This window comes from Sphingomonas sp. ID0503 (assembly GCF_048565625.1).
Classification (GTDB): Bacteria; Pseudomonadota; Alphaproteobacteria; order Sphingomonadales; family Sphingomonadaceae; genus JBLZUR01.
The window spans coordinates 327,953-350,303 of record NZ_JBLZUR010000002.1; the positions used below are offsets into that span (position 1 = coordinate 327,953).

At 67.4% G+C, this 22,351-nt stretch carries 24 protein-coding genes; 12 read left to right on the forward strand and 12 right to left on the reverse strand.

Annotated elements, in window-relative coordinates:
* Positions 1-100: 100 nt before the first annotated feature.
* Entirely contained in the window at positions 101-1,678 is a 1,578-nt protein-coding gene (locus tag ACM608_RS02610; RefSeq protein WP_419681620.1) for a M23 family metallopeptidase, read from the reverse strand.
* A 308-nt stretch (positions 1,679-1,986) separates the two neighbouring features.
* On the opposite strand from ACM608_RS02610, the gene ACM608_RS02615 reads away from it, so the two are divergent.
* The 4 genes from ACM608_RS02615 to ACM608_RS02630 all read left to right on the forward strand — a co-directional run bounded on the left by ACM608_RS02615 (position 1,987) and on the right by ACM608_RS02630 (position 5,995).
* Positions 1,987-4,506, forward strand: coding sequence for a helicase-related protein (locus tag ACM608_RS02615; RefSeq protein ID WP_419681622.1), 2,520 nt, complete (start codon positions 1,987-1,989; stop codon positions 4,504-4,506).
* The gene (locus ACM608_RS02620; RefSeq protein WP_419681624.1) at positions 4,499-4,762 is read left to right on the forward strand and encodes an RNA-binding S4 domain-containing protein; all 264 of its coding nucleotides are present in this window, start codon (positions 4,499-4,501) and stop codon (positions 4,760-4,762) included. The genes ACM608_RS02615 and ACM608_RS02620 overlap by 8 nt, the downstream gene beginning before the upstream one ends.
* Before the next feature lie 202 nt (positions 4,763-4,964).
* Complete coding sequence (gene fdxA, locus ACM608_RS02625; protein WP_419681625.1) at positions 4,965-5,303, forward strand: ferredoxin FdxA; 339 nt, start codon at positions 4,965-4,967, stop codon at positions 5,301-5,303.
* A 173-nt stretch (positions 5,304-5,476) separates the two neighbouring features.
* Positions 5,477-5,995 carry a CarD family transcriptional regulator gene (locus tag ACM608_RS02630; RefSeq protein WP_419681627.1) on the forward strand — a complete coding sequence of 173 codons (519 nt, stop codon included), beginning with the start codon at positions 5,477-5,479 and terminating at the stop codon, positions 5,993-5,995.
* 182 nt (positions 5,996-6,177) lie between these two features.
* Here the strand turns inward: ACM608_RS02630 and ACM608_RS02635 are convergent, their stop codons facing one another.
* Complete coding sequence (locus ACM608_RS02635; RefSeq protein WP_419681629.1) at positions 6,178-7,500, reverse strand: hemolysin family protein; 1,323 nt, start codon at positions 7,498-7,500, stop codon at positions 6,178-6,180.
* Between the two features lie 130 nt (positions 7,501-7,630).
* Here ACM608_RS02635 and ACM608_RS02640 point away from each other — a divergent pair, with 130 nt between their 5' ends.
* Entirely contained in the window at positions 7,631-8,305 is a 675-nt protein-coding gene (locus ACM608_RS02640; protein WP_419681631.1) for an OmpA family protein, read from the forward strand.
* 157 nt (positions 8,306-8,462) lie between these two features.
* Here ACM608_RS02640 and ACM608_RS02645 read toward each other — a convergent pair whose 3' ends face one another.
* The 3 genes from ACM608_RS02645 to ACM608_RS02655 form a co-directional block, all read right to left on the reverse strand.
* Positions 8,463-8,891: a nucleoside deaminase gene (locus ACM608_RS02645; protein WP_419681633.1), complete on the reverse strand. Its 429-nt coding sequence runs from the start codon at positions 8,889-8,891 to the stop codon at positions 8,463-8,465.
* A 154-nt stretch (positions 8,892-9,045) separates the two neighbouring features.
* Positions 9,046-9,210 carry a YqaE/Pmp3 family membrane protein gene (locus ACM608_RS02650; RefSeq protein ID WP_419681635.1) on the reverse strand — a complete coding sequence of 55 codons (165 nt, stop codon included), beginning with the start codon at positions 9,208-9,210 and terminating at the stop codon, positions 9,046-9,048.
* Positions 9,211-9,218: 8 nt separating this feature from the next.
* Positions 9,219-9,479: a hypothetical protein gene (locus ACM608_RS02655; RefSeq protein ID WP_419681636.1), complete on the reverse strand. Its 261-nt coding sequence runs from the start codon at positions 9,477-9,479 to the stop codon at positions 9,219-9,221.
* 129 nt (positions 9,480-9,608) lie between these two features.
* Here ACM608_RS02655 and rpmB point away from each other — a divergent pair, with 129 nt between their 5' ends.
* Complete coding sequence (gene rpmB / locus ACM608_RS02660; protein ID WP_419681638.1) at positions 9,609-9,899, forward strand: 50S ribosomal protein L28; 291 nt, start codon at positions 9,609-9,611, stop codon at positions 9,897-9,899.
* 228 nt (positions 9,900-10,127) lie between these two features.
* Positions 10,128-10,523, forward strand: coding sequence for a glycine zipper 2TM domain-containing protein (locus tag ACM608_RS02665; protein WP_419681640.1), 396 nt, complete (start codon positions 10,128-10,130; stop codon positions 10,521-10,523).
* A gap of 73 nt (positions 10,524-10,596) precedes the next feature.
* Here ACM608_RS02665 and ACM608_RS02670 read toward each other — a convergent pair whose 3' ends face one another.
* From ACM608_RS02670 to ACM608_RS02685, 4 genes are all read right to left on the reverse strand, one after another.
* Positions 10,597-11,310: a head GIN domain-containing protein gene (locus tag ACM608_RS02670; RefSeq protein WP_419681642.1), complete on the reverse strand. Its 714-nt coding sequence runs from the start codon at positions 11,308-11,310 to the stop codon at positions 10,597-10,599.
* Positions 11,311-11,372: 62 nt separating this feature from the next.
* Positions 11,373-12,305 (reverse strand): L-threonylcarbamoyladenylate synthase, encoded by a 933-nt coding sequence (locus ACM608_RS02675; protein ID WP_419681644.1) that lies wholly within the window; start codon positions 12,303-12,305, stop codon positions 11,373-11,375.
* Positions 12,306-12,329: 24 nt separating this feature from the next.
* Positions 12,330-12,674 (reverse strand): GntR family transcriptional regulator, encoded by a 345-nt coding sequence (locus ACM608_RS02680; RefSeq protein ID WP_419681646.1) that lies wholly within the window; start codon positions 12,672-12,674, stop codon positions 12,330-12,332.
* Between the two features lie 32 nt (positions 12,675-12,706).
* On the reverse strand, positions 12,707-13,285 hold the full coding sequence (locus tag ACM608_RS02685; RefSeq protein ID WP_419681648.1) for a nitroreductase family protein: 579 nt from the start codon (positions 13,283-13,285) through the stop codon (positions 12,707-12,709).
* A gap of 249 nt (positions 13,286-13,534) precedes the next feature.
* On the opposite strand from ACM608_RS02685, the gene ACM608_RS02690 reads away from it, so the two are divergent.
* The 3 genes from ACM608_RS02690 to thiD are packed head-to-tail and all read left to right on the forward strand — an operon-like array spanning position 13,535 to position 17,507.
* Positions 13,535-15,319 carry a peptide MFS transporter gene (locus ACM608_RS02690; protein ID WP_419681650.1) on the forward strand — a complete coding sequence of 595 codons (1,785 nt, stop codon included), beginning with the start codon at positions 13,535-13,537 and terminating at the stop codon, positions 15,317-15,319.
* A complete protein-coding gene (gene glmM, locus ACM608_RS02695) occupies positions 15,316-16,653 on the forward strand; it encodes a phosphoglucosamine mutase (protein WP_419685067.1) in 1,338 nt (445 codons plus the stop codon). Before ACM608_RS02690 ends, glmM begins: the two co-directional genes overlap by 4 nt.
* Positions 16,650-17,507: a bifunctional hydroxymethylpyrimidine kinase/phosphomethylpyrimidine kinase gene (gene thiD / locus ACM608_RS02700; protein ID WP_419681652.1), complete on the forward strand. Its 858-nt coding sequence runs from the start codon at positions 16,650-16,652 to the stop codon at positions 17,505-17,507. The genes glmM and thiD overlap by 4 nt, the downstream gene beginning before the upstream one ends.
* 122 nt (positions 17,508-17,629) lie before the next feature.
* Here thiD and ACM608_RS02705 read toward each other — a convergent pair whose 3' ends face one another.
* Genes ACM608_RS02705 through ACM608_RS02715 form a run of 3 tightly spaced genes read right to left on the reverse strand, consistent with a single transcriptional unit; the run spans position 17,630 to position 20,322 of the window.
* Entirely contained in the window at positions 17,630-17,872 is a 243-nt protein-coding gene (locus ACM608_RS02705) for a hypothetical protein (protein WP_419681654.1), read from the reverse strand.
* A complete protein-coding gene (locus ACM608_RS02710; RefSeq protein WP_419681656.1) occupies positions 17,869-19,695 on the reverse strand; it encodes a DUF885 domain-containing protein in 1,827 nt (608 codons plus the stop codon). The genes ACM608_RS02705 and ACM608_RS02710 overlap by 4 nt, the downstream gene beginning before the upstream one ends.
* 12 nt (positions 19,696-19,707) lie before the next feature.
* Entirely contained in the window at positions 19,708-20,322 is a 615-nt protein-coding gene (locus ACM608_RS02715) for a peptidylprolyl isomerase (RefSeq protein ID WP_419681658.1), read from the reverse strand.
* A 219-nt stretch (positions 20,323-20,541) separates the two neighbouring features.
* On the opposite strand from ACM608_RS02715, the gene ACM608_RS02720 reads away from it, so the two are divergent.
* Together ACM608_RS02720 and ACM608_RS02725 are read left to right on the forward strand one after the other, a co-directional pair.
* Positions 20,542-21,468 (forward strand): ABC transporter ATP-binding protein, encoded by a 927-nt coding sequence (locus tag ACM608_RS02720; RefSeq protein WP_419681660.1) that lies wholly within the window; start codon positions 20,542-20,544, stop codon positions 21,466-21,468.
* 2 nt (positions 21,469-21,470) lie between these two features.
* The gene (locus ACM608_RS02725) at positions 21,471-22,247 is read left to right on the forward strand and encodes an ABC transporter permease (protein ID WP_419681662.1); all 777 of its coding nucleotides are present in this window, start codon (positions 21,471-21,473) and stop codon (positions 22,245-22,247) included.
* The last annotated feature ends 104 nt before the right edge of the window (positions 22,248-22,351 follow it).

Below are 22,351 nucleotides of genomic sequence, written 5' to 3' on the forward strand. Positions count from 1 at the left end.
CAGAGGATTTTACCTCCCTGGCCGTTCGCCCTGAGCCTGTCGAAGGGCCAGCGCCACGCCTTGACGAACTTACCGAACTGACGTGGATAAGGGGGGCTGATCAGCCCTTCTTCTTAGCCTCGGGCTCCACCTTCGCATCCGCTGTCTTCACCGGCGCGCTCCCGCCCACCCGCGTGGACAGCAGCCGCGCCAGCGTCGACCGGAACTTCGCCAGTTCCGCCCCGGCCAGTTGCGCCCGTGTGGTGAACTTCACCGACGTCGGGTTGATTGCCGCGCCGTTCTTGTAGAGCTCGTAATGCAGATGCGGTCCGGTCGATAGGCCGGTCGAACCGACGTAGCCGATCAACTGCCCCATCCGCACCCGCTGGCCCGCGCGGGCGACGATGCGACTCATATGGCCGTAGCCGGTCGCCAGCCCGCCGGCATGACTTAGCCGGACATAGTTGCCGTGCCCGCCATGCCAGCCGGAGAACGCCACGACGCCATCGGTCGCCGCCACGATCGGAGCACCACTCGGCGCACCATAGTCGACGCCCTTGTGCATCCGGGAAAAGCCGAGCAGCGGATGGCGGCGCAGGCCGAAGCTGGAGGTCAGCCGCCCGACCACCGGTGCGCGCATCTGGCCCCGCGTCTCGCCGACGCCCGAGGCCTCGAACCACTGCGTCCGCCCATCCTGCTCCCAGCGAACCATCTGGATCTTCTTCGATCCCTGATTGAGACCGGCGAAGACCAGGTTGCCCGTTTCAACCTCGCCCGTGGCGGCGCGGCGCTGCGTCACGATCAGGTCGAAGCGATCGTCGGCGCGCACATCACGGCCGATGCTGAGGCGGCTGCCGATCGCCTTGATATAGGCCTCGACCGCACGCGCCGGCGCACCGGCATTGCGCGCCGCGATGTAGAGGCCGGAGCCGACGCGTCCTTGAACGCGAAGCGGCGTGTTATCCACGGCGATCGGGATGCGGCGCAGGCGCAGCACCCCGTTCACCCGCTCCACCGCCAGCGACAGCTCGAACTTCGCGCGGAAGGCGAGGGTGTCGAGCGGGCGCGCCACCTTCTTGTTCGGACGTCTGCCGAGCGTGATGTCGAGTTTGGTACCCGATTTGATGTCGGACAAAGGCACGGCGGCGGTGACCATCTTCGCCACCTGCGCAGCCTCGTCACTGCTCACCCCGTTGCGCTCCAGCACCCGGGCGAACCCGTCGCCGAGGCCCAGGGTTGCGGACATCTCGACCTGCGGCCGTTCCGGCGTTTCCGCCAGCGGCTCGACCAGTGCGTTGCCGGCAGCATGGCGCCCGATATCGGCGCCAAGACCCAGCGGCGCGATCGATGTCGCCGCCAATTCGTCGCGCTCCGCCGAACCATAGGTGATCGGCGCAACGTCGGTCAGCGGATGGAAGGTCGGTCCCAGCGCCCAAGCCGAGGCGCAGAGCGCGGTGCAGGTGGCAAGCCCCCGCCACCATTCTAGCGAACCGATGCGGACGCCGAGATCGACGGTAAGGTCCGGGTTCCATGCATGGCGGGGCGGCGTCGCAGGGCGCAGCGTCGGCCGGCCGAAGATCGGGCCGATCGCCGTTTCGAGGCTGAGGGTGGCGGCCGCCGCCCCGGACCCGAACTGCACGTTATTCTGCTGGTACAAACCCAGGCCCCCGCTCGCGGAAATCCTCCAGACCGCTGTCATCGCGGCTGGCGGGAGGATTGTGCCGCCAAGGTCCTAAAGTCAATTTAACGGCAATTCACCATCTTCGCGCTTGCGACGAGCCGTGCAGAAAGACTCACGAGGCGAGCAGAAGCGACGAAACTTCAAGGAGTTCGCCCCTCACGCTCACATTCATCCTCCTCAGCCGCGCGCGCTGAGCCGGTCGAAGCGCCAACTCACCGACATTATCGGCCCCTCGACATGCTCAGGGCGAACGGCTTGGGGGAGCGGCCCGTTGACAGCTGGTGTAACCGCTTGCCTTTCCCAACCCCGCGTCCGATCTAATCATCATGGCCGCTTCAAACTCCGGCGTGACCGCGGTGCTTGGGCCGACCAACACCGGCAAGACCCATCTCGCGGTCGAGCGGATGTGCGGCCATTCCAGCGGCATGATCGGCTTCCCGCTGCGGCTCCTCGCCCGCGAGGTCTACGACCGGGTCGTCAAGCTGAAGGGAGAGCGATCGGTGGCGCTCGTCACCGGTGAGGAGAAGATCCTGCCGGCCGAGGCGCGCTACTTCCTTTCCACGGTCGAGGCGATGCCGATGGAGCGCGACTGCGCCTTCGTTGCGCTGGACGAGGCGCAGCTCGGCACCGATCCCGAGCGCGGCCATGTCTTCACAGACCGGCTGTTGCGCGCACGAGGGCGCGAGGAGACGATGATCCTCGGTTCCGAGTCCCTGCGCCCCATGATCCGCGCGCTCCTGCCCGATGCCGAGGTCATCAGCCGCCCGCGTTTCTCGACGCTCTCCTATGCGGGTGCCAAGAAGCTCAGCCGTCTACCGCCCCGCTCCGCCATCGTCGCCTTCTCGGCGGAGGAGGTCTACGCCGTCGCCGAGATGCTGCGCCGGATGCGCGGCGGCGCGGCGGTGGTGATGGGCGCGCTCAGCCCCCGTACCCGCAACGCGCAGGTGGCGATGTTCCAGGCGGGCGAGGTCGACTACCTCGTTGCCACCGACGCGATCGGCATGGGCCTCAACATGGACGTGGCGCATGTCGCCTTCGCCAGCCTCCGCAAGTTCGACGGCCGACGTCAGCGGCGGCTGACCGTCGCGGAGATGGCGCAGATCGCCGGCCGCGCCGGGCGGCACCAGCGCGACGGCACCTTCGGCAGCCTCGCCGAAGAGGGTGAGGGCAGCTTCACGCCCGAGGAGATCGCGGCGATCGAGGAGCATCGCTTCCCCAAGATCGAGCATCTCTACTGGCGCGAAGGCCTGCCCGATCTGTCGAGCGTGGACGCGCTGATCGCCAGCCTCGAACGGCGGCCGGATGCCCCCGTTCTCCGCCCCGCACCCGAGGCGGTGGACCTGGCCGTGCTGAAGCGGCTGGCCGGGGAGGACTGGGTCCCGGCGCGCCGCCAGGTCCGGCGGCTCTGGGACGCCTGCGGCCTACCCGATTTCCAGAAGACCGGCGCGGACGCCCATGCCCGGCTGGTCGGCCGCGTGTTTCGGCATCTGAGCGAAGGCAGCGGCCACCTGCCGCAAAGCTGGATCGCCGAGGAGGTGGCGCGGCTCGACAATGTGAACGGCGATGTCGACACCTTGTCGCAGCGCCTCGCCGGCATCCGCACCTGGGCCTATATCGCGCAACGTCCGGACTGGCTGAGCGATTCCAAGGAGATGGCGGCGCGCGCGCGCGCGGTCGAAGAGCGGCTGTCCGATGCGCTCCACCAGAGCCTCACTCAGCGCTTCGTCGATCGCCGCACCACCGTGCTGATCCGCGACCTGGGCGCGCGAGGCGCGGACCTGCTGCCCGTCACCATCGGCGAGGACGATGTCGTTGCGGTGGACGGCGAGGCGATCGGCACGCTTCACGGCTTCCGCTTCAAGGTCTCGCCGCAAACCAGGCACAGCGATGCCAAGATGCTGCTTGCTGCGGCAGAGCGTCGGCTAGGAGCGGAACTAGCTCGCCGGGCGGCGGCTCTGGCGGACGACAGTGGCGTCGCCTTCACCCTCGCCTTCGATCCCGGCCGGCCGGTCGCGATCGCCTGGAAGGGCGAGGTCGTGGTGCGTCTGGCGCGCGGCAAGATGCTGCTTGCGCCCCAGCTCATCCCCCATCGTGCGGTCGACGCGCTCCAGCCCGCCGACCGCAAACGCATCCTCGACCGCACGCAGCGTTGGCTTGCCGAGACCGTCGATCGCGTGCTCGGCCCCCTCGCACGCATCGCTGAGGCAGCGACACAGGCTGCCACGCCGCCCGCCGCCCGCGCCGTCCTTGCCGCCCTAGTCGAAGGCGGCGGGGTAGCCGCGCGCCGCCCGCTCTCCGCCGCCGTAGACGCCCTCGCCGGCGATGGGCGTGCGCTGCTCCGCAAGCTCGGCATCCGCATCGGCACACTCGACCTGTTCCACCCCGCGCTCCTGAAGCCGGAGGCGGTGATCTGGCGCATCGCGCTGATGGCGGTGCAGGCCGGGCGCGACATGCCGCCGCTGCCGCCTTTCGGCGTGCCGCTGCTCCCTGCGCCCGAAGCCGCCGTCGCCCCGCTCTGGGAGGCGGCTGGGTTTCGGCGCTTCGGCGACCAGATGCTCCGCATCGACATGGCCGAGCGTATCGCCCGCGATCTCCATGACCAGCGCACCAAGGCGCCTGGCGGCCTGCGCGCCGCGTTCACCGCCGATCCCGCGCTGGCGGTCTCGATCGGCCTCAAGCCCGATGCGCTCGCCCGGCTGATGCGGCTTTGCGGGTTCGAGCTGACGCGCGGCGACAATCCCGGCTGGCGCTTCCGCGGCGCCAAGGCCCCGCCGCCGCCCCGTGGCCCGGCACGGCCCGGCAACGCCTTTGCGGGCCTGGCGGAGTTGATGTCCGCCGATGGCTGAAGGCGCGATGCGGATCGACAAGTTCCTCTGGTTCGCCCGCCTGACGAAGACGCGCAGCCTCGCGCAGTTGGTCGCGGAGGGCGGGCATCTTCGCATCGACGGCCGACCCGTGGCCTCGGCCCATGCCGCCGTGCGGCCAGGAAACGTGCTGAGCTTTGCGCTGCATGACCGGGTCAGGGTAATACGCGTGGAGGCACTGCCAGCTCGGAGGGGTCCGGCACCCGAGGCGCGGGAATGTTATTCCGAGGTCCTGTAACCACCTCCGTTCGCGCTGAGCCTGTCGAAGCGCCAGTGAGCAGGTCGGTGCTGGCGCTTCGACAGGCTCAGCGCGAACGGCGTTTTGCTGCACTATCCCCAACCCAAGCCCCGGTTTGTTGACGACCGCCGCCTCCGCCGACTAGAGGGCGGCGCGCGCCCGCATGTCCGGGCACCCTACGTACAAGCGGACACCGAACCCCATGACCTACGTCGTCACCGACGCCTGCATCCGTTGCAAGTACATGGACTGCGTCGAGGTGTGTCCGGTCGATTGCTTCTACGAGGGCGAGAACATGCTCGTCATCAACCCGTCGGAGTGCATCGACTGCGGCGTGTGCGAGCCGGAATGCCCGGCCGAGGCGATCCTGCCCGATACCGAGGGCGGGCTGGAGCAGTGGATGGAGCTGAACGCCACCTTCTCCGCGCAATGGCCGAACATCACCCGCAAGGGCGAGGCCCCCGCCGATGCCGACGAGATGAAGGCGGTGACCGGCAAGTACGAGAAGTTCTTCTCGCCGGAGCCCGGCACCGGCGACTGATTACACGCTGGGCCCTAACCGCACCGTCTCACGTCGAAATTCTGGAAATCGCGCGTCGCTTGTGTTACAAGGCTGGCCAACGCGCGGGTGTCTGTCGCCCGGCTTGATGTGAATTGTCGTTTCGGTAGCCGCCGGTTTCGCCCGCGGCGCCACCTCGGAAAGGTCCAAGATTCATGGCTACGAAGGCATTGAGCTTCGATGTCGGCGACTTTGTCGTATATCCCAAGCACGGCGTCGGCCGTGTGATCGAACTGCAGAGCAAGGAGATCGCGGGCACCAAACTCGAACTCTACGTCCTTCGTTTCGAAAAAGAGCGGATGACGCTCTCCGTCCCGACCGCGAAGGCCGAGGCGGCGGGCATGCGCAAGCTCGCCAGCAACATGACCATGAACGAGGCGCTTGCGACCCTGAAGGGCAAGCCCAAGGTGAAGCGCACCATGTGGTCGCGCCGCGCGCAGGAATATGAGGCAAAGATCAATTCGGGCGACCTCGTGTCGATCTCCGAAGTGGTCCGCGACCTGTTCCGTGCCGAGGACCAGCCCGAGCAGAGCTATTCCGAGCGCCAGATCTTCGAGGCCGCCTGCAGCCGCCTCGCCCGCGAACTCGCCGCAACCGAGCAGGTTGACGAGCCGACGGCACAGACCAAGATCCTCGACATCCTGCGCGAGGCGGCGGGCACCCACGCCAAGTAAGCGCGGGTTCCGGTTCGGGATCGAAGGGGCGGCCGGCGACGGTCGCCCTTTTTATTTTGGTTCACGCGGAGGCGCGGAGGCGCGGAGAGGTCGCTGGCGCGCGTAGCGCCTCTGTTCATTCTCCGCGCCTCTGCGTCTCCGCGTGAACTATAGCGGCTTCGCCGCGGTCATGACGACGGGGCTCAGTCGCTCTCCCGCCGCTGCCGCCGGGTCGCGAGCAGCTTGTCGATCTTGCGGCCATCCATGTCGGCGATCTCGAACCGCCAGCCATGCGCGTCGAAATGCTCGCCCGTGGTCGGCAGGTGCTTCAGCACCGACAGCGCGAATCCCGCCGCTGTCGCGTAGTCGCGGTCCTCGTCCAGATCGATCGACAGAGTCTCCGCCAGCACGTCGGCCGAGAGCGAGCCGGATACCAGGTAGCTGCCGTCCTCCCGCTCAACCAGCGCCGGATCGCTGTCCTCGTCCTGGTCCGAGGCGAAGGCACCGGCGATCGCACCCAATAGGTTGGCGGGGGTGATGAGGCCTTCCAGATGGCCGTATTCGTCGCGGATCAGCGCCATCGGCACCTCGGCGCGGCGCAGGACGTCGAGCGCATCCATCGCATCGACCTGATCCGGCAGCACCGCCACCGGCCGCATCAGCGCGCGCAGGTCGAGCGGCTGGCCCGCGAGCAGCGCCAGCACGATGTCCCGCGCGATGACCACGCCGATCACCTCGTCTACCGATCCCTCACCCACCGGCACCCGCGAATGGCCGAGCGTCGGCAGGCGCTCGCGCACGCCGGCCTCGTCCAGTCCGGCGTCCAGCCAGGCGATCTCGGTCCGGGGCGTCATCACCTCGCGCACCGGCCGGTCGGCCAGGCGCACCACCCCGGAGATGATCGCCCGCTCGCTCTCCTCGATCACGCCCGATTTCGATGCCTCGGCGACGATCAGGTGCAGTTCCTCCGCCGTCACCTGCGCCTCCGATTCGCGGTTGAGGCGGAGCAGGCGGAAGACGAGCGCGCTGGTCTGGTCGAGCAGCCACACCACCGGCGCGCAAATCCGCGCGATCCACTGCATCGGCAAGGCGACGAGAGCCGCGATCGGCTCCGGCGCGCGCAGGGCGAACTGCTTGGGCACCAACTCGCCGATGATCAGCGAGAGATAGGTGGTGGCGACGATCACGATCGCGAAGCCGACTTCGCCCGCGCTCGCAGCCGGCACGCCGAGCAGGGCAAGCCGGTCGCCCACCGGCTGCCCCAGGCTCGCCCCCGAATAGGCGCCGGCGAGGATGCCGATCAGGGTGATGCCGATCTGCACCGTAGACAGGAACTTGCCCGGATCGGCCGCGAGGCGCAGCGCGACCCTCGCGCCCGTCCGTCCCGTCTTCGCCATCGCCTCCAGCCGCGCCTTGCGCGAGGAGACGATCGCCAACTCCGACATCGCGAAGACGCCGTTCAACGCCACCAGGGCGATGATGATCAGGAGGTTAGTCCAGGGAAATGGGGAAAGGGGCTGGGCCATCGGTCGAGCGACAACGCTCATGCCCGCTTTCTGACGACTCGGCAACGACCGCGTCAGGAATCGTTCACGGGCAATAGCGGAACAGGCTCGCTCGCGAGGGGGTTAGGCACCCAAAGCAGAGGAGCCGCATATGAAGAAGAGGGTTTTCACCGGCAGCATTCTGGCTGTCTCGCTGGTCGCGACCGCCGCCTGCACGACCGATCCGAACACCGGCCAGCGGACGATCTCCAAGACGGCGATCGGCGCGCTTGCGGGCGCGGCGCTCGGCACCGGCACCGGCGCGCTGGTCGGCGGCCGCAACAAGCGGACCGAGATGATCGTCGGTGCGGGCATCGGCGCGATCGCGGGCGGTGCGGTCGGCAACTATATGGATCGGCAGGAGAAGAAGCTGCGCGAACAGACCGCCGGCACTGGCGTCCAGGTCGAGCGCAAGGGTGACGAGTTGCTGCTCAACATCCCGTCGGGCATCACATTCGACACCAACAGCTACGCGATCTCGCCCGCGTTCCAGTCCACGCTCAACCAGGTCGCGGCGACGCTCGCCCAGTACAACCAGACCTATATCGACGTGTACGGCCATACGGATTCGACCGGCACCGACGCGATCAACCAGCCGCTGTCGCGCAACCGCGCTGATGCGGTGGCGAACTATCTGGCCGGTCAGGGCGTCGCCCGCGCCCGCATCGGGACCCAAGGCTTCGGCTCCAGCCAGCCGGTCGCCAGCAACGACACGCCGGCGGGCCGGCAGGCCAACCGCCGCGTGGAGATCAAGGTCGTGCCGGTGACCACGACGACGAACGGGTAAGGAGGCCGTCTCATCCCCCCCGCGAGGGGGAGGTGTCACGCGCAGCGTGACGAAGGGGGAGGACAGCGGCTGCCTCAAGTATTTAGGGACGCCGCCGCCCTCCCCCTCCGTCGCCTACGGCGCCACCTCCCCCTGGCGGGGGAGGATGAGAGTGCCGCTACCGCCGCTCCGCGAAGAACCGCCGCAGCATCGCCGCGGCCTCGCCCTCGCCTAGCCCCGCGATCACCTCCGGCCGATGGTGGCATGTCGGTTGCGTGAACAGGCGTGGGCCGTGGTCCACCGCCCCGCCTTTTGGATCCGGCGCGGCGTAATAGACCCGCGCGATCCGGGCCATCGCGATCGCCCCGGCGCACATCGCACAAGGCTCCAGCGTCACCCACAGGTCGCATCCGTCGAGGCGCGACCGTTGCAACGCGTCGGCGGCGCGGCGGATCGCCAGCATCTCGGCATGGGCGGTCGGGTCGAAGGCGGCACGCATCGCGTTGGCGGAGGTGGCGACTACGGTGCCGTCCAGTGTCATCACAGCACCGACCGGGACTTCGCCCGCCTCCGCAGCGGCGCGGGCGAGATCTAGAGCGAGCCGCATCGGGGAAGGCAGTGGAAAGGACACCGCCGCCACTTACAGGCAACGACGCGCCTTTCACAGGCAACCCCGACCGTTCGCACTGAGCTTGTCGAAGTGCTGGTGCTAGCGGTCGCGCTGGCGCTTCGACAGGCTCAGCGCGAACGGCGTTGTGTCACTAGGGTCTAAGAACGCTCCACAGCGCGAACACAACGCCCGGCAGGAACGCCACGATCGTCAGTCCGGTCGCGATCCAGAAGTCGCGCCCGAGCCCGCGCTTAAGATAGACGCCGAGTGGCGGCAGCAGCACCGCGCCAACAACCTGTCCCGGAGTTGCAGCCACCATCGCGCTCACTCCGGCTTCTTCACGGCGATGGTGGGGACATCGACCGTCTTGGTCTCGGTGCCGACCTTCGGCACCTCCACTGTGGTCTCCTTGGTGCCGACCGAGACGTTCGCGGTATCGACGTCGAACTTCGGCAATTGCCCTCCCTGAACGGAGACGCTCGGCAACGCGCCTTCCTGCGTCTGCTTCGCCCCGATGAAGCCGGTGAAGAACCCGACGATCACGATCAGGACGATGATGGCGAGAATGGCCACAATGGCGCGCATGGGCGGGGTTTCCTTGGCAGTATCATCAGGTCAACGCCGCTTCGCCGAAACGGTTGCGGAGTTGACGGACCGGCAGGCAGCCGGTATGGGCGCGGCCTTTCCGGGCAACCGTATTCAGGAATTAGAACGATGGCGCGCATCTGCGAACTGACCGGCAAGGGTCGCCAGGTTGGTCACAACGTCTCCCACGCGAACAACAAGACCAAGCGCACGTTCCTGCCGAACCTGCAGAACGTGACGTTGATGTCCGATTCGCTGGGCAAGAGCGTGCGGCTGCGCGTTTCGACCCACGGCCTCCGTTCGGTCGAGCATAATGGCGGTCTCGACAATTGGCTGCTGAAGACTTCCGAGAGCGACCTGTCGCTCCGCGCGCGCCGCCTGAAGCGCGAAGTCGCGAAGAAGGTCGCTGCAGCGGCCTAATTCGGCCGAGCAGGCCTGATCGAAAAAGCCCGGTCCCTGTGCGGGGGCCGGGCTTTTTCGTGTCTGCGCTCCATCTGGCCTGAACGCTCGATAACAGGCGCGTTCAGGCCGGACTTACGCGAATCGCTTCATAAGGGCAGCCGACGGAGAAGACGCCGGCCCGCCGCAAAATGGCGGAACGGACCGGATCCGGCAGGGATTGAAGTACACAGACGCAGGAGACGGACCATGTTCAAGCGTTTCACGATCGGAGTTCTCGCCACTCTCGCCGCCGCCACTGCGGTCCCCGTCGCGGCCGAGGCGCAGCCCTATTATGGTGGCTACAACGGCTATAGCGGCGGCGGCTACAGCGAGATCGCGTATCGCGATCGTCATCGCGGCTATTATCGCGGCGACCGCCATTATCGTGGCGACCGTGGCTATTACCGGGATCGGGGTTATCGCGGATCGCGTGGCCGTGGCTACTGCCGCGACAAGGGCAATGGCGGCACCGTAATCGGCGCGATCGCCGGCGGTCTGCTCGGCAACGAGGTCGCGGGCCGCAACGGTGACCGCACCCTCGGCACCATCGTCGGCGCCGGCGTCGGCGCAGTCGCCGGCCGCGCGATCGACCGCGACTGCTAAGACAGCGCTACGCCAGCAAAGGCTGACATAGCGTGAAAACGAGAGGGACCGGCCAGCGATGGCCGGTCCCTTGTTATGTGCATTCGACGCTGCCCATCCCGCGCCGGGCGATCGAACACTTTGCGCCACCCGCGACCGAGACGCTGCCGACGCCCGCTGCCTCGCCCGTGGCAGTACCGGTCGCGCGCACGTCGATGCTGCCGGTGCCCCTCAGGCTGACCTTTAGGTCGCGGGTGGTGAACTTGTCGAGGTCGAAGCTGCCGACCCCCTTCAGCATCAAAGTCGTGGTCTGGGCCGATCCCGCCGCCTCGACGCTGCCCGCCCCGGTGATCGACATCTCGGCCGTTCGGACCGCCACCTCGCCGACCTCGGCGCTCCCCGCACCGGTCAGCGCCAGTGCGAAGCTGTCGCCCCGCACCTTGTCGATGTCGAGGCTGCCGGGGCCGGAGATCAGCGCCGTCGCGATCGCGGGCATGGTGACGGTGATCTCCGCACCCCGGCCGCTATAGCTCATCCGCCCTTCCTTGCGGCCGACACGCAGCAGCCCGCCCTGCACCTGGATGTCGATACCCTCGACCGCGCGGCGCGGCCCCTTGGCGGTGACCGAGAAGGCCGGGCCGGTCTTTACCGTCACGCTCTCCGGCCCGCGTAGCTCGACACCGTTGAAGCCGGTGGCGGGAAAGGTCTGGGTGATGTCGGGCCCGGTATCCCGGACCATCTTCGTGGCATCCAGCTTGTCGCAGGCGCCGAGCAGGAGGACGGGGGCGAGCAGGAGGGCAAGGCGCATCGGATCGTTCCTCCGTGTATTGTTCGTATAATACACCTTCGCTTCTCCCGTTCAATCCCGCCTTAGCGCACAGCCGCGCGCCGCAGCCGATCGTTGATCGCCAGCCCCAGACCATCCTCCGGAACGGGTGCCACGGCAATGGCGTCGCCCGGCGCGGCATCGGCGCGGTGAAGCGCGTCGAACAGCCGCGCCGCAGCCTCGACCGGATCGCCCGCCGGGCTCAACGACTCGTCGCCGGCCACGGCGCCGAAGCCGATCAGCCACTCGCCGGGACGCGCTTCCTCTGCATCCAGGCGCACCGGCTTGCGCGGCGCATAATGGCTGGCGAGTTGGCCGGGCGCAGAAACACCCGTCTCCTTCGCCGTCGCGATTGTCACTCCGGTCCGTCGGAGGACGTCTTCCTCCGTCACCGGACCCGGACGCAGCAGGAACACGCCTGCGTCCCGCACTGCCAGGATCGTCGACTCGACGCCGGCGCCGGTCGGACCGGCATCGACGATCAGCGGGATGCGCCCGTCCAGGCTCTCCCGCACATGCTCGGCCCGCGTCGGGCTGATCCGCCCGCTGGCATTGGCCGAGGGTGCCGCGAGGGGCCGGCCCGCCGCCTTGAGGATGGCCTGGATGGCGGGATGCACCGGCACACGGATGGCGACCGTCGGCAGGTTGGCCGAGGCGATCCGCGCGATGCCGTTGTCGGCGCGGGCCGGCAGCACCAGCGTCAGCGGCCCCGGCCAGAATGTCGCCGCGAGAGCCTCGGCTCGCGCATCGAATGACGCGATCCGCCGCGCCGCCTCCAGCTCCGGCACATGCACGATCAGCGGATTGAACGATGGCCGCCCCTTCGCCGCATAGATCCGCGCGACCGCCTCGGCATCCGTTGCGTCGGCAGCGAGGCCGTACACCGTCTCCGTCGGCAACGCGACCGGCTGACCACCAAGGATCAGCGCAGCGGCCTCGGCAACGGCTTCAGGTCCAAAGGGCAGGATGCGCGTCAACGAACACTCCGTTGCAAGCGGTGCCTAGGGGACAGCCTGCAGCAGATCCTCGACATCCAGCCCCAGCGCGCGGATGCGCCGTGCGATCGACGGCCAGTGCTCGGTCAGGAACGTCTCGCGCTCGCTGCGACGCAGGCGGTCGCTCGCCCCCTCCGCCACGAACATGCCGATCCCGCGCCGCACGGTGACGAGCCCGTCGTCCTGGAACGTCTGGTACGCCTTGGCGACGGTCAACGGGTTGAGGCCATGCTCCGCCGCGAGGCTCCGCACCGAGGGGAGCGAATCGCCGTCACTAAAGCGCCCGTCAAGGATCGCGCCGACGATCTCGCCGCGCAGCCGTAGATAGGCGGGGCTGTCCTTGCTGTTCACGGCCGTAGCACTGTCCTAATACACCAGGACGGTCAACCCTTCGGCGGCCAGGATTTCACCACCATGTCCAGTGTCGGGCGCGGCCGCTCCTCAAGCGGCTGCCCCGGTGACCCGATGAAGATGAAACCCGCGATGCGCGATCCGGGGCCATCGAACGCGTCACGCACCGTCTCCGAGAAGGAGGGCCAGCCGGTGAGCCAGCATCCCACATAACCAGCTGCATGGACAGCGTAGAGCAGGTTGAGGCATGCCGCCCCGGCCGACAACTCCTGCTCCCAGAGCGGGATCGCGCTCGGCTGAACCGGCACCGAGGTCACGCAGACGATCGCCTCGCCCTGCCGCGCGAAGTCCTTCAGCGCCTGCAGGCTGACCTTCTCCGGCACGTTCCGCTCGGTGCGGAAGGCGCTGGTCAGGAGGTTCTCGAAAGCATCGCGATCGGTGATGATGTGGAAGCGCCAGGGAAAGAGCTTGCCGTGGTCCGGCACCCGCGCCGCCTGCCCGATGATCGCGCGCAGCTCCGCCTCGCTCGGCCCCGGCCCAACCATGTCGCGCGGCTTGCCCGACCGGCGGCTGGCGATAAGGGCGGCGGGGGAGGAGAGATCGTTGAACATGGGGCTGGAGGTAGGGGTTCACGCCGCTCTCGTCACCTGCGGAAAACATTCCACTGCCGTTCGCGCTGAGCCTGTCGAAGCGCCAGCACCACCGTCCTCGCAGGCACTTCGACAGGCTCAGTGCGAACGGACGTAGGATGCCGCCACGCGCGACTTCGCCTTCCCACTCGACGCCACCGCTCCGCCCCCCTAGTCTCCCCGTCCATCACCGGCGCGTCGCCGCTGCCGCCCCGTACCGATGGAGTCCCAATGGTCCTTCCGACCGCAGATGCCACCCCGGAACCCGAAACCCCGCATGTAAGCCGATCGGACGGCGACAGCTGGTTCGGCCATCCCCGCCAGCTTGCCCGGCTCTTCACCACGGAAATGTGGGAGCGTTTCGGTTTCTACGGGATGCGCGCGCTGCTGACGCTCTACCTCGCGCAGCACTTCATGTTCTCGGACGGGACGACCAACGGCATCTATGGAGCGTTCACCAGCCTGGTCTACCTGACCCCACTCGTCGGCGGCTGGGTGGCGGATCGCTATCTCGGGTCGAAGAGTTCGGTAAAGCTCGGCGCGATCCTGATGGCGGCGGGCTATTTCATCCTCTGCTTCGGCGGGGAGACCGCCAAGCCCTATGCGGTGATCGAGGGCACACGCTACGAAGTGGTGGTGCAGAAGGACGCGCAATTCGTCCGCACTCCCACCGCCGAGCTGAAGATCCGGGGCAATGACGACAAGTCGGTGTCCCTCCTCGGCGCGGACGGGGCCGAGGTCCGCCATGTCGCGCCGGGCCAGTTCGAGTCCAACGCCGACCGCGCCTGGTTCTTCGTCGCGCTGATGCTCGTCGGTCTCAGCTGTATCACTGTCGGCAACGGCTTCTTCAAGCCGAACATCTCGACCATCGTCGGCACGCTCTACGCGCCCGGCGACCGCAGGCGGGATGCCGGTTTCACCCTGTTCTACATGGGCATCAATCTTGGCTCGTTCCTGTCGCAGTTCTTCTGCCCGATCCTCGCCGAACAGGTCGGCTGGTGGGCGGGCTTCCTGCTGGCTGCACTCGGCATGTTGTTCAGCTGGTCGCTGATGCAGTTCGATGGCGGGCGTCTCGCCGGCTATGGCGAGAAGCCGGCCGACGCGCCCGACCGCAGGGTGATCATCTGGATCCTCGCGATCCTCGCCGTGCCCGTGGCTTGGGTGCTCTACTACAACATGATGCAGAACGCCGATGCGGTGGCGGCGGCGGCCAAGGGCGGCGGCATTGTCGGCTACATCACAACCCTGCCGATCCTTGGCCAGGTGATGTTCGGCACCTTCTTCCTCTCGGTCATCGCCATCCCGATCTGGTCCTGGCGTGCGGGCGACCGCACCGAGTTCCAGATGATGGCGGTGGCGATCGTGCTGGTCGTGTTCAACGTCGTGTTCTGGACGTTGTTCGAACAGGCCGGCTCCTCGCTGACCTTCTTCGCCGACCGCAATACCGAGCGTGACCTCGGCTTCTACACCATGCCGGCCGGGCAGGTTCAGGTGTTCAACGCGATCTGGATCGTGATCTTCGCGCCGATCTTCTCGATGCTCTGGCCCTGGCTGGCAAAACGGGGTCTGGAGCCATCGATCCCCGTCAAGTTCTCGCTGGCTCTGATCGGCGCGGGGCTGGGCTTCCTCCTCCTCGTTTTCGGCACGCGGTTCGTCGGACCCGACTTCAAGGTCGCGCTGGTCTGGGTGGCCGCGACCTATTTGGTCCATTCGATCGCCGAACTCTGCATTTCGCCGGTCGGCCTGTCGATGATCACCAAGCTCGCCATGGCCCGCGTCGTCGGCCTGATGATGGGCCTGTGGTTCCTGTCGATCGCGACCGCGCAGTACGTCGCGGGCGCGGTGGCGCAGCTCGCCAGCGTGGAGACGGTCGGCGGTCAGGTCACCAATCTGAAGGTCAGCCTCGACACCTATGCGCAGGTGTTCTGGACGATCGGCCTGATCTCGACCGGCATTGGCGTCGTCCTCCTGCTCCTTTCTCCGGTGCTGAAGCGCTGGATGCACGGGGTCCGCTGATGGCCAGATACTTCGGCACCGACGGCATTCGCGGCCTCACGAACGTCCACCCGATGACCGCCGCGATGGCGATGAAGGTGGGGCAGGCGGCGGGGGCCTATTTCGTGCGCGGCGATCACCGCCACCGCGTCGTCATCGGCAAGGACACGCGGCTTTCCGGCTATATGATGGAATCGGCGCTGACCGCCGGCTTCACCTCGGTCGGCATGGACGTGGTGCTGCTCGGCCCGATGCCAACGCCTGCCGTCGCGATGCTCACCCGGTCGATGCGCGCCGACATTGGCGTCATGGTCTCGGCCAGCCACAATCCCTTCGCGGACAACGGCATCAAGCTCTTCGGCCCGGACGGCTACAAGCTCAGCGACGATGCCGAGGCGGCGATCGAGGCGGCGATCGACGCCGAGCCCACCCTCGTCCCCGCGCCCGAGATCGGCCGCGCCCGCCGCATCGACGACGCACAAGGCCGCTATATCCAGTTCGCCAAGGACACCTTCCCCGAACACCTCCGCCTCGATGGTCTGCGCATCGTCGTCGATTGCGCGAACGGGGCGGCCTATCAGGTCGCACCCGCCGCGCTCTGGGAGCTGGGGGCGGACCTGATCTCGATGGGCGTCAATCCCAACGGCATCAACATCAACCTCGACTGCGGTTCCACCGCGCCCAAGGCGCTGCAGCAGAAGGTGCTGGAGGTCCGCGCCGACATCGGCATCGCGCTCGACGGCGACGCCGACCGACTGATCGTGGTGGATGAGAAGGGCAAGATCGTTGACGGCGATCAGGTGATGGCGCTGATCGCCTCCGCCGCCGCCCGGCGGGGTCAGTTGCGCGGGGACGGGGTAGTCGCGACGGTTATGTCGAACCTCGGTCTGGAGAAGTATCTTCAGAAGCAGGGCCTCGCTCTCCACCGCACCGCCGTCGGCGACCGTCATGTACTGGAGGCCATGCGCGCGGGCGGCTACAATGTCGGCGGCGAGCAGTCGGGCCACATCATCCTGGCCGATCATGCAACTACCGGCGATGGCCTTGTCGCCGCCCTTCAGGTTCTCGCCGAACTGGTCGAGACCGGCCGCCCTGCCAGCGAACTGCTCCACCGCTTCGATCCCTATCCACAGCTCCTCAAGAACGTCCGTTTCAAGGGCGGTCGGCCGCTCGATGCCGACAGCGTCAAGGCGGCGATCGCGGAGGGTGAGGTGCGCCTCGGCAGCGGCGGCCGCCTGGTCATTCGCCCGTCCGGTACCGAGCCGGTGATCCGTGTGATGGCGGAGGGAGAGGACAAGGCGCTGGTCAAGGCGGTGGTCGACCAGATCTGCGATGCGGTCGCCAAGGCGGCATGATCCCGCGCGTCCTGATCGTCGCCGGATCGGACTCCGGCGGCGGCGCCGGCATCCAGGCGGACATCAAGACGGTCACCATGCTGGGCGGCCACGCCATGACCGCGATCACCGCCGTCACCGCGCAGAACAGCAAAGGCGTCAGCGAAGTCCACACCATCCCCACAACGACCGTGATGGCGCAGGTGGAGGCGGTGGCGTCGGACCTCGGCGTAGATGCGGTGAAGGTCGGCATGATCGGATCGGCCGAGACCGCCCATGCGCTTGCCGACTGGTTGGGTCGCGTGGACTTCAGCGTCGTCTTCGACCCGGTGATGATCGCCAGTAGCGGCGCGGTGCTGGCCGATGCCGACACGATCAGCGCGTTCGAACGGCTGATGGCTGTGGCGACCGTCACCACCCCGAACGCCGCCGAACTCTCAGCGCTATCAGGATTGCCGGTGGGAGACGTTGCTCAGGCGGAAACGGCCGCGAAGCTGCTGAGCGAGCGCCACAACACCGCCATCCTCGCCAAGGGCGGGCATCTGGACGCGACATTCAACGGCGTCCCCGTCGTCCGCGACACCCTCGTCACGCCAGGCGGGACCGAAAGCTGGTCCGCCGGCCGCATCGACACCCGCCACAGCCACGGCACCGGCTGCACTCTGGCGAGCGGCATTGCGACCGGCCTGGCGGCAGGCCTACACCTCATCCCCGCGATCACCCGCGCCCGCGCCTATCTCCGCGCCGCACTCAAGGCTGCGCCGGGCCTGGGGGAAGGCCACGGCCCGATGGGCCACGTCCTCGGCGGGGTGCCCTTCGAAGTGATGCGGGATAGTCCCTCACCCGGAAGCATTCTCCACCCCCGTTCGGGCTGAGCCTGTCGAAGCCCCAGCGCGACTGTTGAGCGCGGCACCGGCACTTCGACAAGCTCAGTGCGAACGGCGTGGGACAGAACTTCGTCACCCCGGACTTATTGCGGGGTAACGGAGGAGCAGTCCTAACAGCTTGCCGTCACCTTCACCTTGGCGGGCGCCAGCCATTGCCGCAGTCGCTGGATCGGTACCCGCGCCTTCCAGCGGGAGCGCTTAACGTCCGCCTCCGGTAGCACCGCACGCGAGACCGTCGGGGCCGCCCGCTGCCCGTCGATCTCGCGCGGCGATCCCCGCTCCGTCGCGGCGGCGGGAACCGCGATCAGCATCGCGGTGGCCAGTATGATGATGCGCCCCCCGGCTCGCTTCATGCCTTGCCCGTCCCTCCGCTCAGGAATGCCTTGGTCCTCTCCGCCGAGAGCCGTTCCATGATGGTCAGCGGCATCGCGCCGAAGGTCAGGATCGAGTGGAACTGGCGGATGTCGAAGCGGTCGCCTGCCGCCGCCTGCGCCGCCTTGCGCGCGCGGTCCCAGGCCATGTGGCCGACCTTGTAGGAGCAGGCCTGCCCCGGCTGGGTGCAGTACCGCTCCACCTCGCGCTGCGATCGCGGCTGGGCGAAGCCGGTGTTCTCGACGAAGTACTGGGTCGCCTGCTCGCGGGTCCACTGCTTGGTGTGAATGCCGGTATCGACCACCAGTCGCGCCGCACGGAACAGGAAGCTTTGCAGATAGCCGGCCTGCTCGATCGGCGTGGCATAGCCCTTCAGCTCGTCGGCCAGCCCTTCCGCATAGAGCGCCCAGCCCTCGGTATAGGCGCCGAAGAAGCCGATCTTGCGCAGCATCGGGATGTCGCCCGATTGCTGCGATATGCTGATCTGCGTGTGATGACCCGGCACCGCCTCGTGATAGGTGAGCGAGGGGAGCGAGTATTTCGGCCAGTCGCCGACATCCTTCAGGTTGATGAAGTAGATCGCCGGGCGCGACCCGTCTAGCGCGGCGCGCTTGTAATAGCCGTTCGACGCGCCGTCCTGGATCTCGACGGGCACCGCGCGGATCTCCAGCGGGGCGTCCGGCGGATTGTCGAGGATCTGCGGCAGTTTCGCCTGCATCGCGCGATAGCCCTCGTTCAGGGACCGGATCAGCGCGGTGCGGCCCTCCGCCGTGTCCGGGTAGAGCTGCGCCGGGTCCTTGTTCAGCGCGTTCAGCCGCGCGCCGATCGAACCCTGGCTCATCCCCTGACCCTTCAGGATGGTGTCGAGCCGGGCGGAGAGTTCGGCGACCTGTTCGAGGCCCATCTTGTGGACCTCGTCCGGCGTGAAGTCGGTGGTCGTCGCCTGGCGAAGCGCGGCGGCATAGATCGCCTCGCCCTCGGGCACCCGCCAGACGCCCGCGCCGGGCTTGGTCTGCGCCCGCTCGGCCTTCATCAGCGCGATCTGGCGGTCGAGCGCGGGATAGACCTCGCGCTCAACGATGGCCGTCGCGGCCTTTTCCCAGTCTCCGGCTATGCCCTTCGCCTTGGCGCGGGTGGCGAGCGACCGGACGAGGCTGTTCTCGGCGGCGGGCACGCGCCGCATCTTCTCCATCTGGCCGATGGTCAGATCGATGCAGAAGTCGGGCGCGATATAGCCTCGCGCACCGCGCGCCTTCTCCACCTGCGTATCGGTGTCGAGCACGGCCGGGAACTGCTTCAGTCGGTCGACATAGGCGGTCGCATCCTCGGCATTCTCGATCGTATGGGTGTCGTTGAGGAAGTCGGGCACCGAGTAATAAGCGCCGCCCTGCTGGAAGATGCGGTACGGACGGATCACGGAATCGAGGCCGAATTTCTCCGGCGCGACCGTCTGCGCTTCGGTCGAATAGATCACGATCTCGCGGTTCAGCGCGGCGGCGGGGGAGAGGCCGGGCGTCGGGAACGCCTTCAGCTTGTCCAGCCAACCCTTCGTGCGCGCGAGATTGCGGCGCATCTCCGCCTCGCTCTCGTCGTCCAGCTTGTGCTTCAGGGCCGCCCGCGGGCCCTTGTCGAGGCCGAGCGACGAGGCAAAGCCCGGCGAATTGTCGATCGTGTCGTCGAAGATCGCCTGGAACAGGGTGTTCAGCTTGGCGTCGGCTGTTCCGGTCGCGGCGAAGGCCGCCTTCGGGGCAAGGGCAAGGGCGGCCACCGCGCTCCCGCTTGCCAGAAATTGGCGACGATCCATGACTTGTACTCCTTACTGAACGCGACGTGCGGTGATGATCTTGAGAGGGGCGGCGAGCATCTGGCCCTGCATGGCGGCGGGACCGCCCGGCTTGGTCGGCGCGTCAAGCGTGGTCTTCACCAGATCCATGCCGTTTTCGACATGGCCGAACACGGCGAAGCCGGGATCGCCGCCGGGCTGGGCATCCATCGTCGGGAAGCCGCCGACAACGATGAAGAAGTCGCCCGCCGCCGTGCCGGGCGCATTGCGCGCCATCGACACCGCGCCCTCGACATGGGCAAGGCCGGTCTTGCTGGTCGGCTCATGCGCGATCGGCTTCAGCACCTTCTTGGGATCGTTGTTCACCCCGCCCTGAATCAGGCCGTACCCCGCCTGTACCTTGACCGCGCGGTAGATCGCGGTGCCGTCGAACCGTTTCTGGTCGACATAGGCGAGGAAGTTTTTCGCGGTGATCGGCGCGCGCTCTGTCTCCACCGCGATGTCGATCGGGCCGCTGGTGGTCTGCAGGCGGACGAGGGTGGTGGCGTAGGCGGGCGGCGGGGTGGGTGCGGGCGGCGGCGCTGCCGGCACTTGAGCGGCGAGCGGCGTCGCGATCAGGAATACGAACGGCGCGAATCGTAATAACATGGCGTCAGGTTGCAGTCTCGTGACGCGCTCCGCAAGGTGCCTCACGGCCGGCGCCCTGGCCGGCACTCTCACGCCGTTCGGACTGAGCCTGTCGAAGGGCCTGCGCCACCGTCTCACCGGCGCTTCGACAGGCTCAGCGCGAACGGGCGGGGGTCACGGTTGGCAGGTGAAAAGGAGAAGGCTGGACCTCTCCCCAACGCGCCCTATGTTCCCACCCACATGGCCGCCATCCTCGAAATCGCCGACCTTTCGAAGACCTATGACAGCGGCCAGCAGGCGCTGAAATCCGTCTCCCTCTCGATTGAAAAGGGCGAGATCTTCGCCCTTCTCGGCCCCAACGGCGCGGGCAAGACAACGCTGATTGGCGCGGTCTGTGGCATCGTTCGGCCGACCTCGGGGAGCATCATGATCGGTGGCGTCGATCTCCTCGCCGATCCGCGCGGCGGCCGCGCCAGGATCGGCCTCGTGCCGCAGGAACTGTCGCTCAACATCTTCGACTATGTCGGGCGGGTGGTGAGTTTCTCGCGCGGCCTGTTCGGCAAGCCGCGCGATCCCAAGGTGGTTGAACGCGTGCTGAAGTCGCTCTCGCTCTGGGACAAGCGCGAGGCGCGCATCCAGGCGCTGTCGGGCGGCATGAAGCGCCGCGTGCTCATCGCCAAGGCCCTGGTCCATGAGCCGGAGGTGCTGTTCCTCGACGAGCCCACCGCCGGCGTCGATGTCGAGCTGCGCCGCGACATGTGGCGGCTGATCGGCAAATTGCGCGATCAGGGCGTCACCATCATCCTGACGACGCACTATATCGAAGAGGCGGAGGAAATGGCCGACCGCATCGGGGTGATCGACAAGGGCGAGCTGATCCTGGTCGAGGAGAAGAAGGCGCTGATGGCGAAGCTCGGCAAGACCGAGGCTGTGGTCGGTCTTGCCGCTCCGCTCGACACGATCCCGCCCACGTTCGCCGACTGGCCGCTCACCCTCTCCGAAGACAAGCAGACGCTGACTTACACCATCACCGCCGAGGAGGCGGAGAACCGCGGCCTCGCCGCGCTCATCAAGGCGCTCGAATCGGCTGGCATCGACTTCAGGACACTCGACACGCATCGATCGAGCCTTGAGGACATCTTCGTCGATCTGGTGGAGGGCCGCTGACCATGGCTGCGATGGGCCTGAACGTTCCCGCGATGCGCGTGCTTTACCTGTCGGAGCTGGAGCGCACCTGGCGCACCTTGTTCCAGAGCATCCTGACGCCGGTGCTCACCACATCGCTCTATTTCATTGTCTTCGGATCGGCGATCGGCAGCCGGATGCAGACGGTCGATGGCATCTCCTATGGTGCGTTCATCGTGCCGGGGCTGATGCTGCTGACGGTCCTCTCCGAAAGCATCGGCAATGCGAGCATCGGCATCTACCTGCCGCGTTTTACCGGCACGGTGTACGAGACGCTTTCCGCGCCGATCGGCGTGCCGGAGATCCTGGTCGGCTATGTCGGCGCGGCGGCGACCAAGTCGGCGATCCTGGCCCTCATCATCCTCGCCACGGCGCGGCTGTTCGTGCCGTTCCACATCGTCCACCCGGTCTGGGCACTGGCCTTCCTGATCCTCATTGCGGTCAGCTTCTGCCTGCTCGGCTTCATCCTCGGCCTGTGGGCGGACGGGTTCGAACGGTTGCAGATCGTGCCGATGATGGTCGTGACTCCGCTCACCTTCCTTGGCGGCACCTTCTACTCGATCTCCATGCTGCCGGAACCGTGGCGGACGGTGACCCTGTTCAACCCGGTCGTCTATCTGGTGAACGGCTTCCGTTGGTGCTTCTACGGCACCAGCGACGTCGATATCCGCATCTGCGTGGCCCTGACATTGGCGTTCATGGGTGTCTGCATCGCGATCATCGCCTGGATCTTCCGCACGGGTTACAGGCTGCGCGGCTAGAGCCCCCCTTGCGGGGGCTCTAGCGAAGTCGAGGACGCAAAGCCGGGGCCATCCCGGCCTTGTTCGCAATGCTCTGGCGGGGGTTATCCGATATGCCGCAGCCG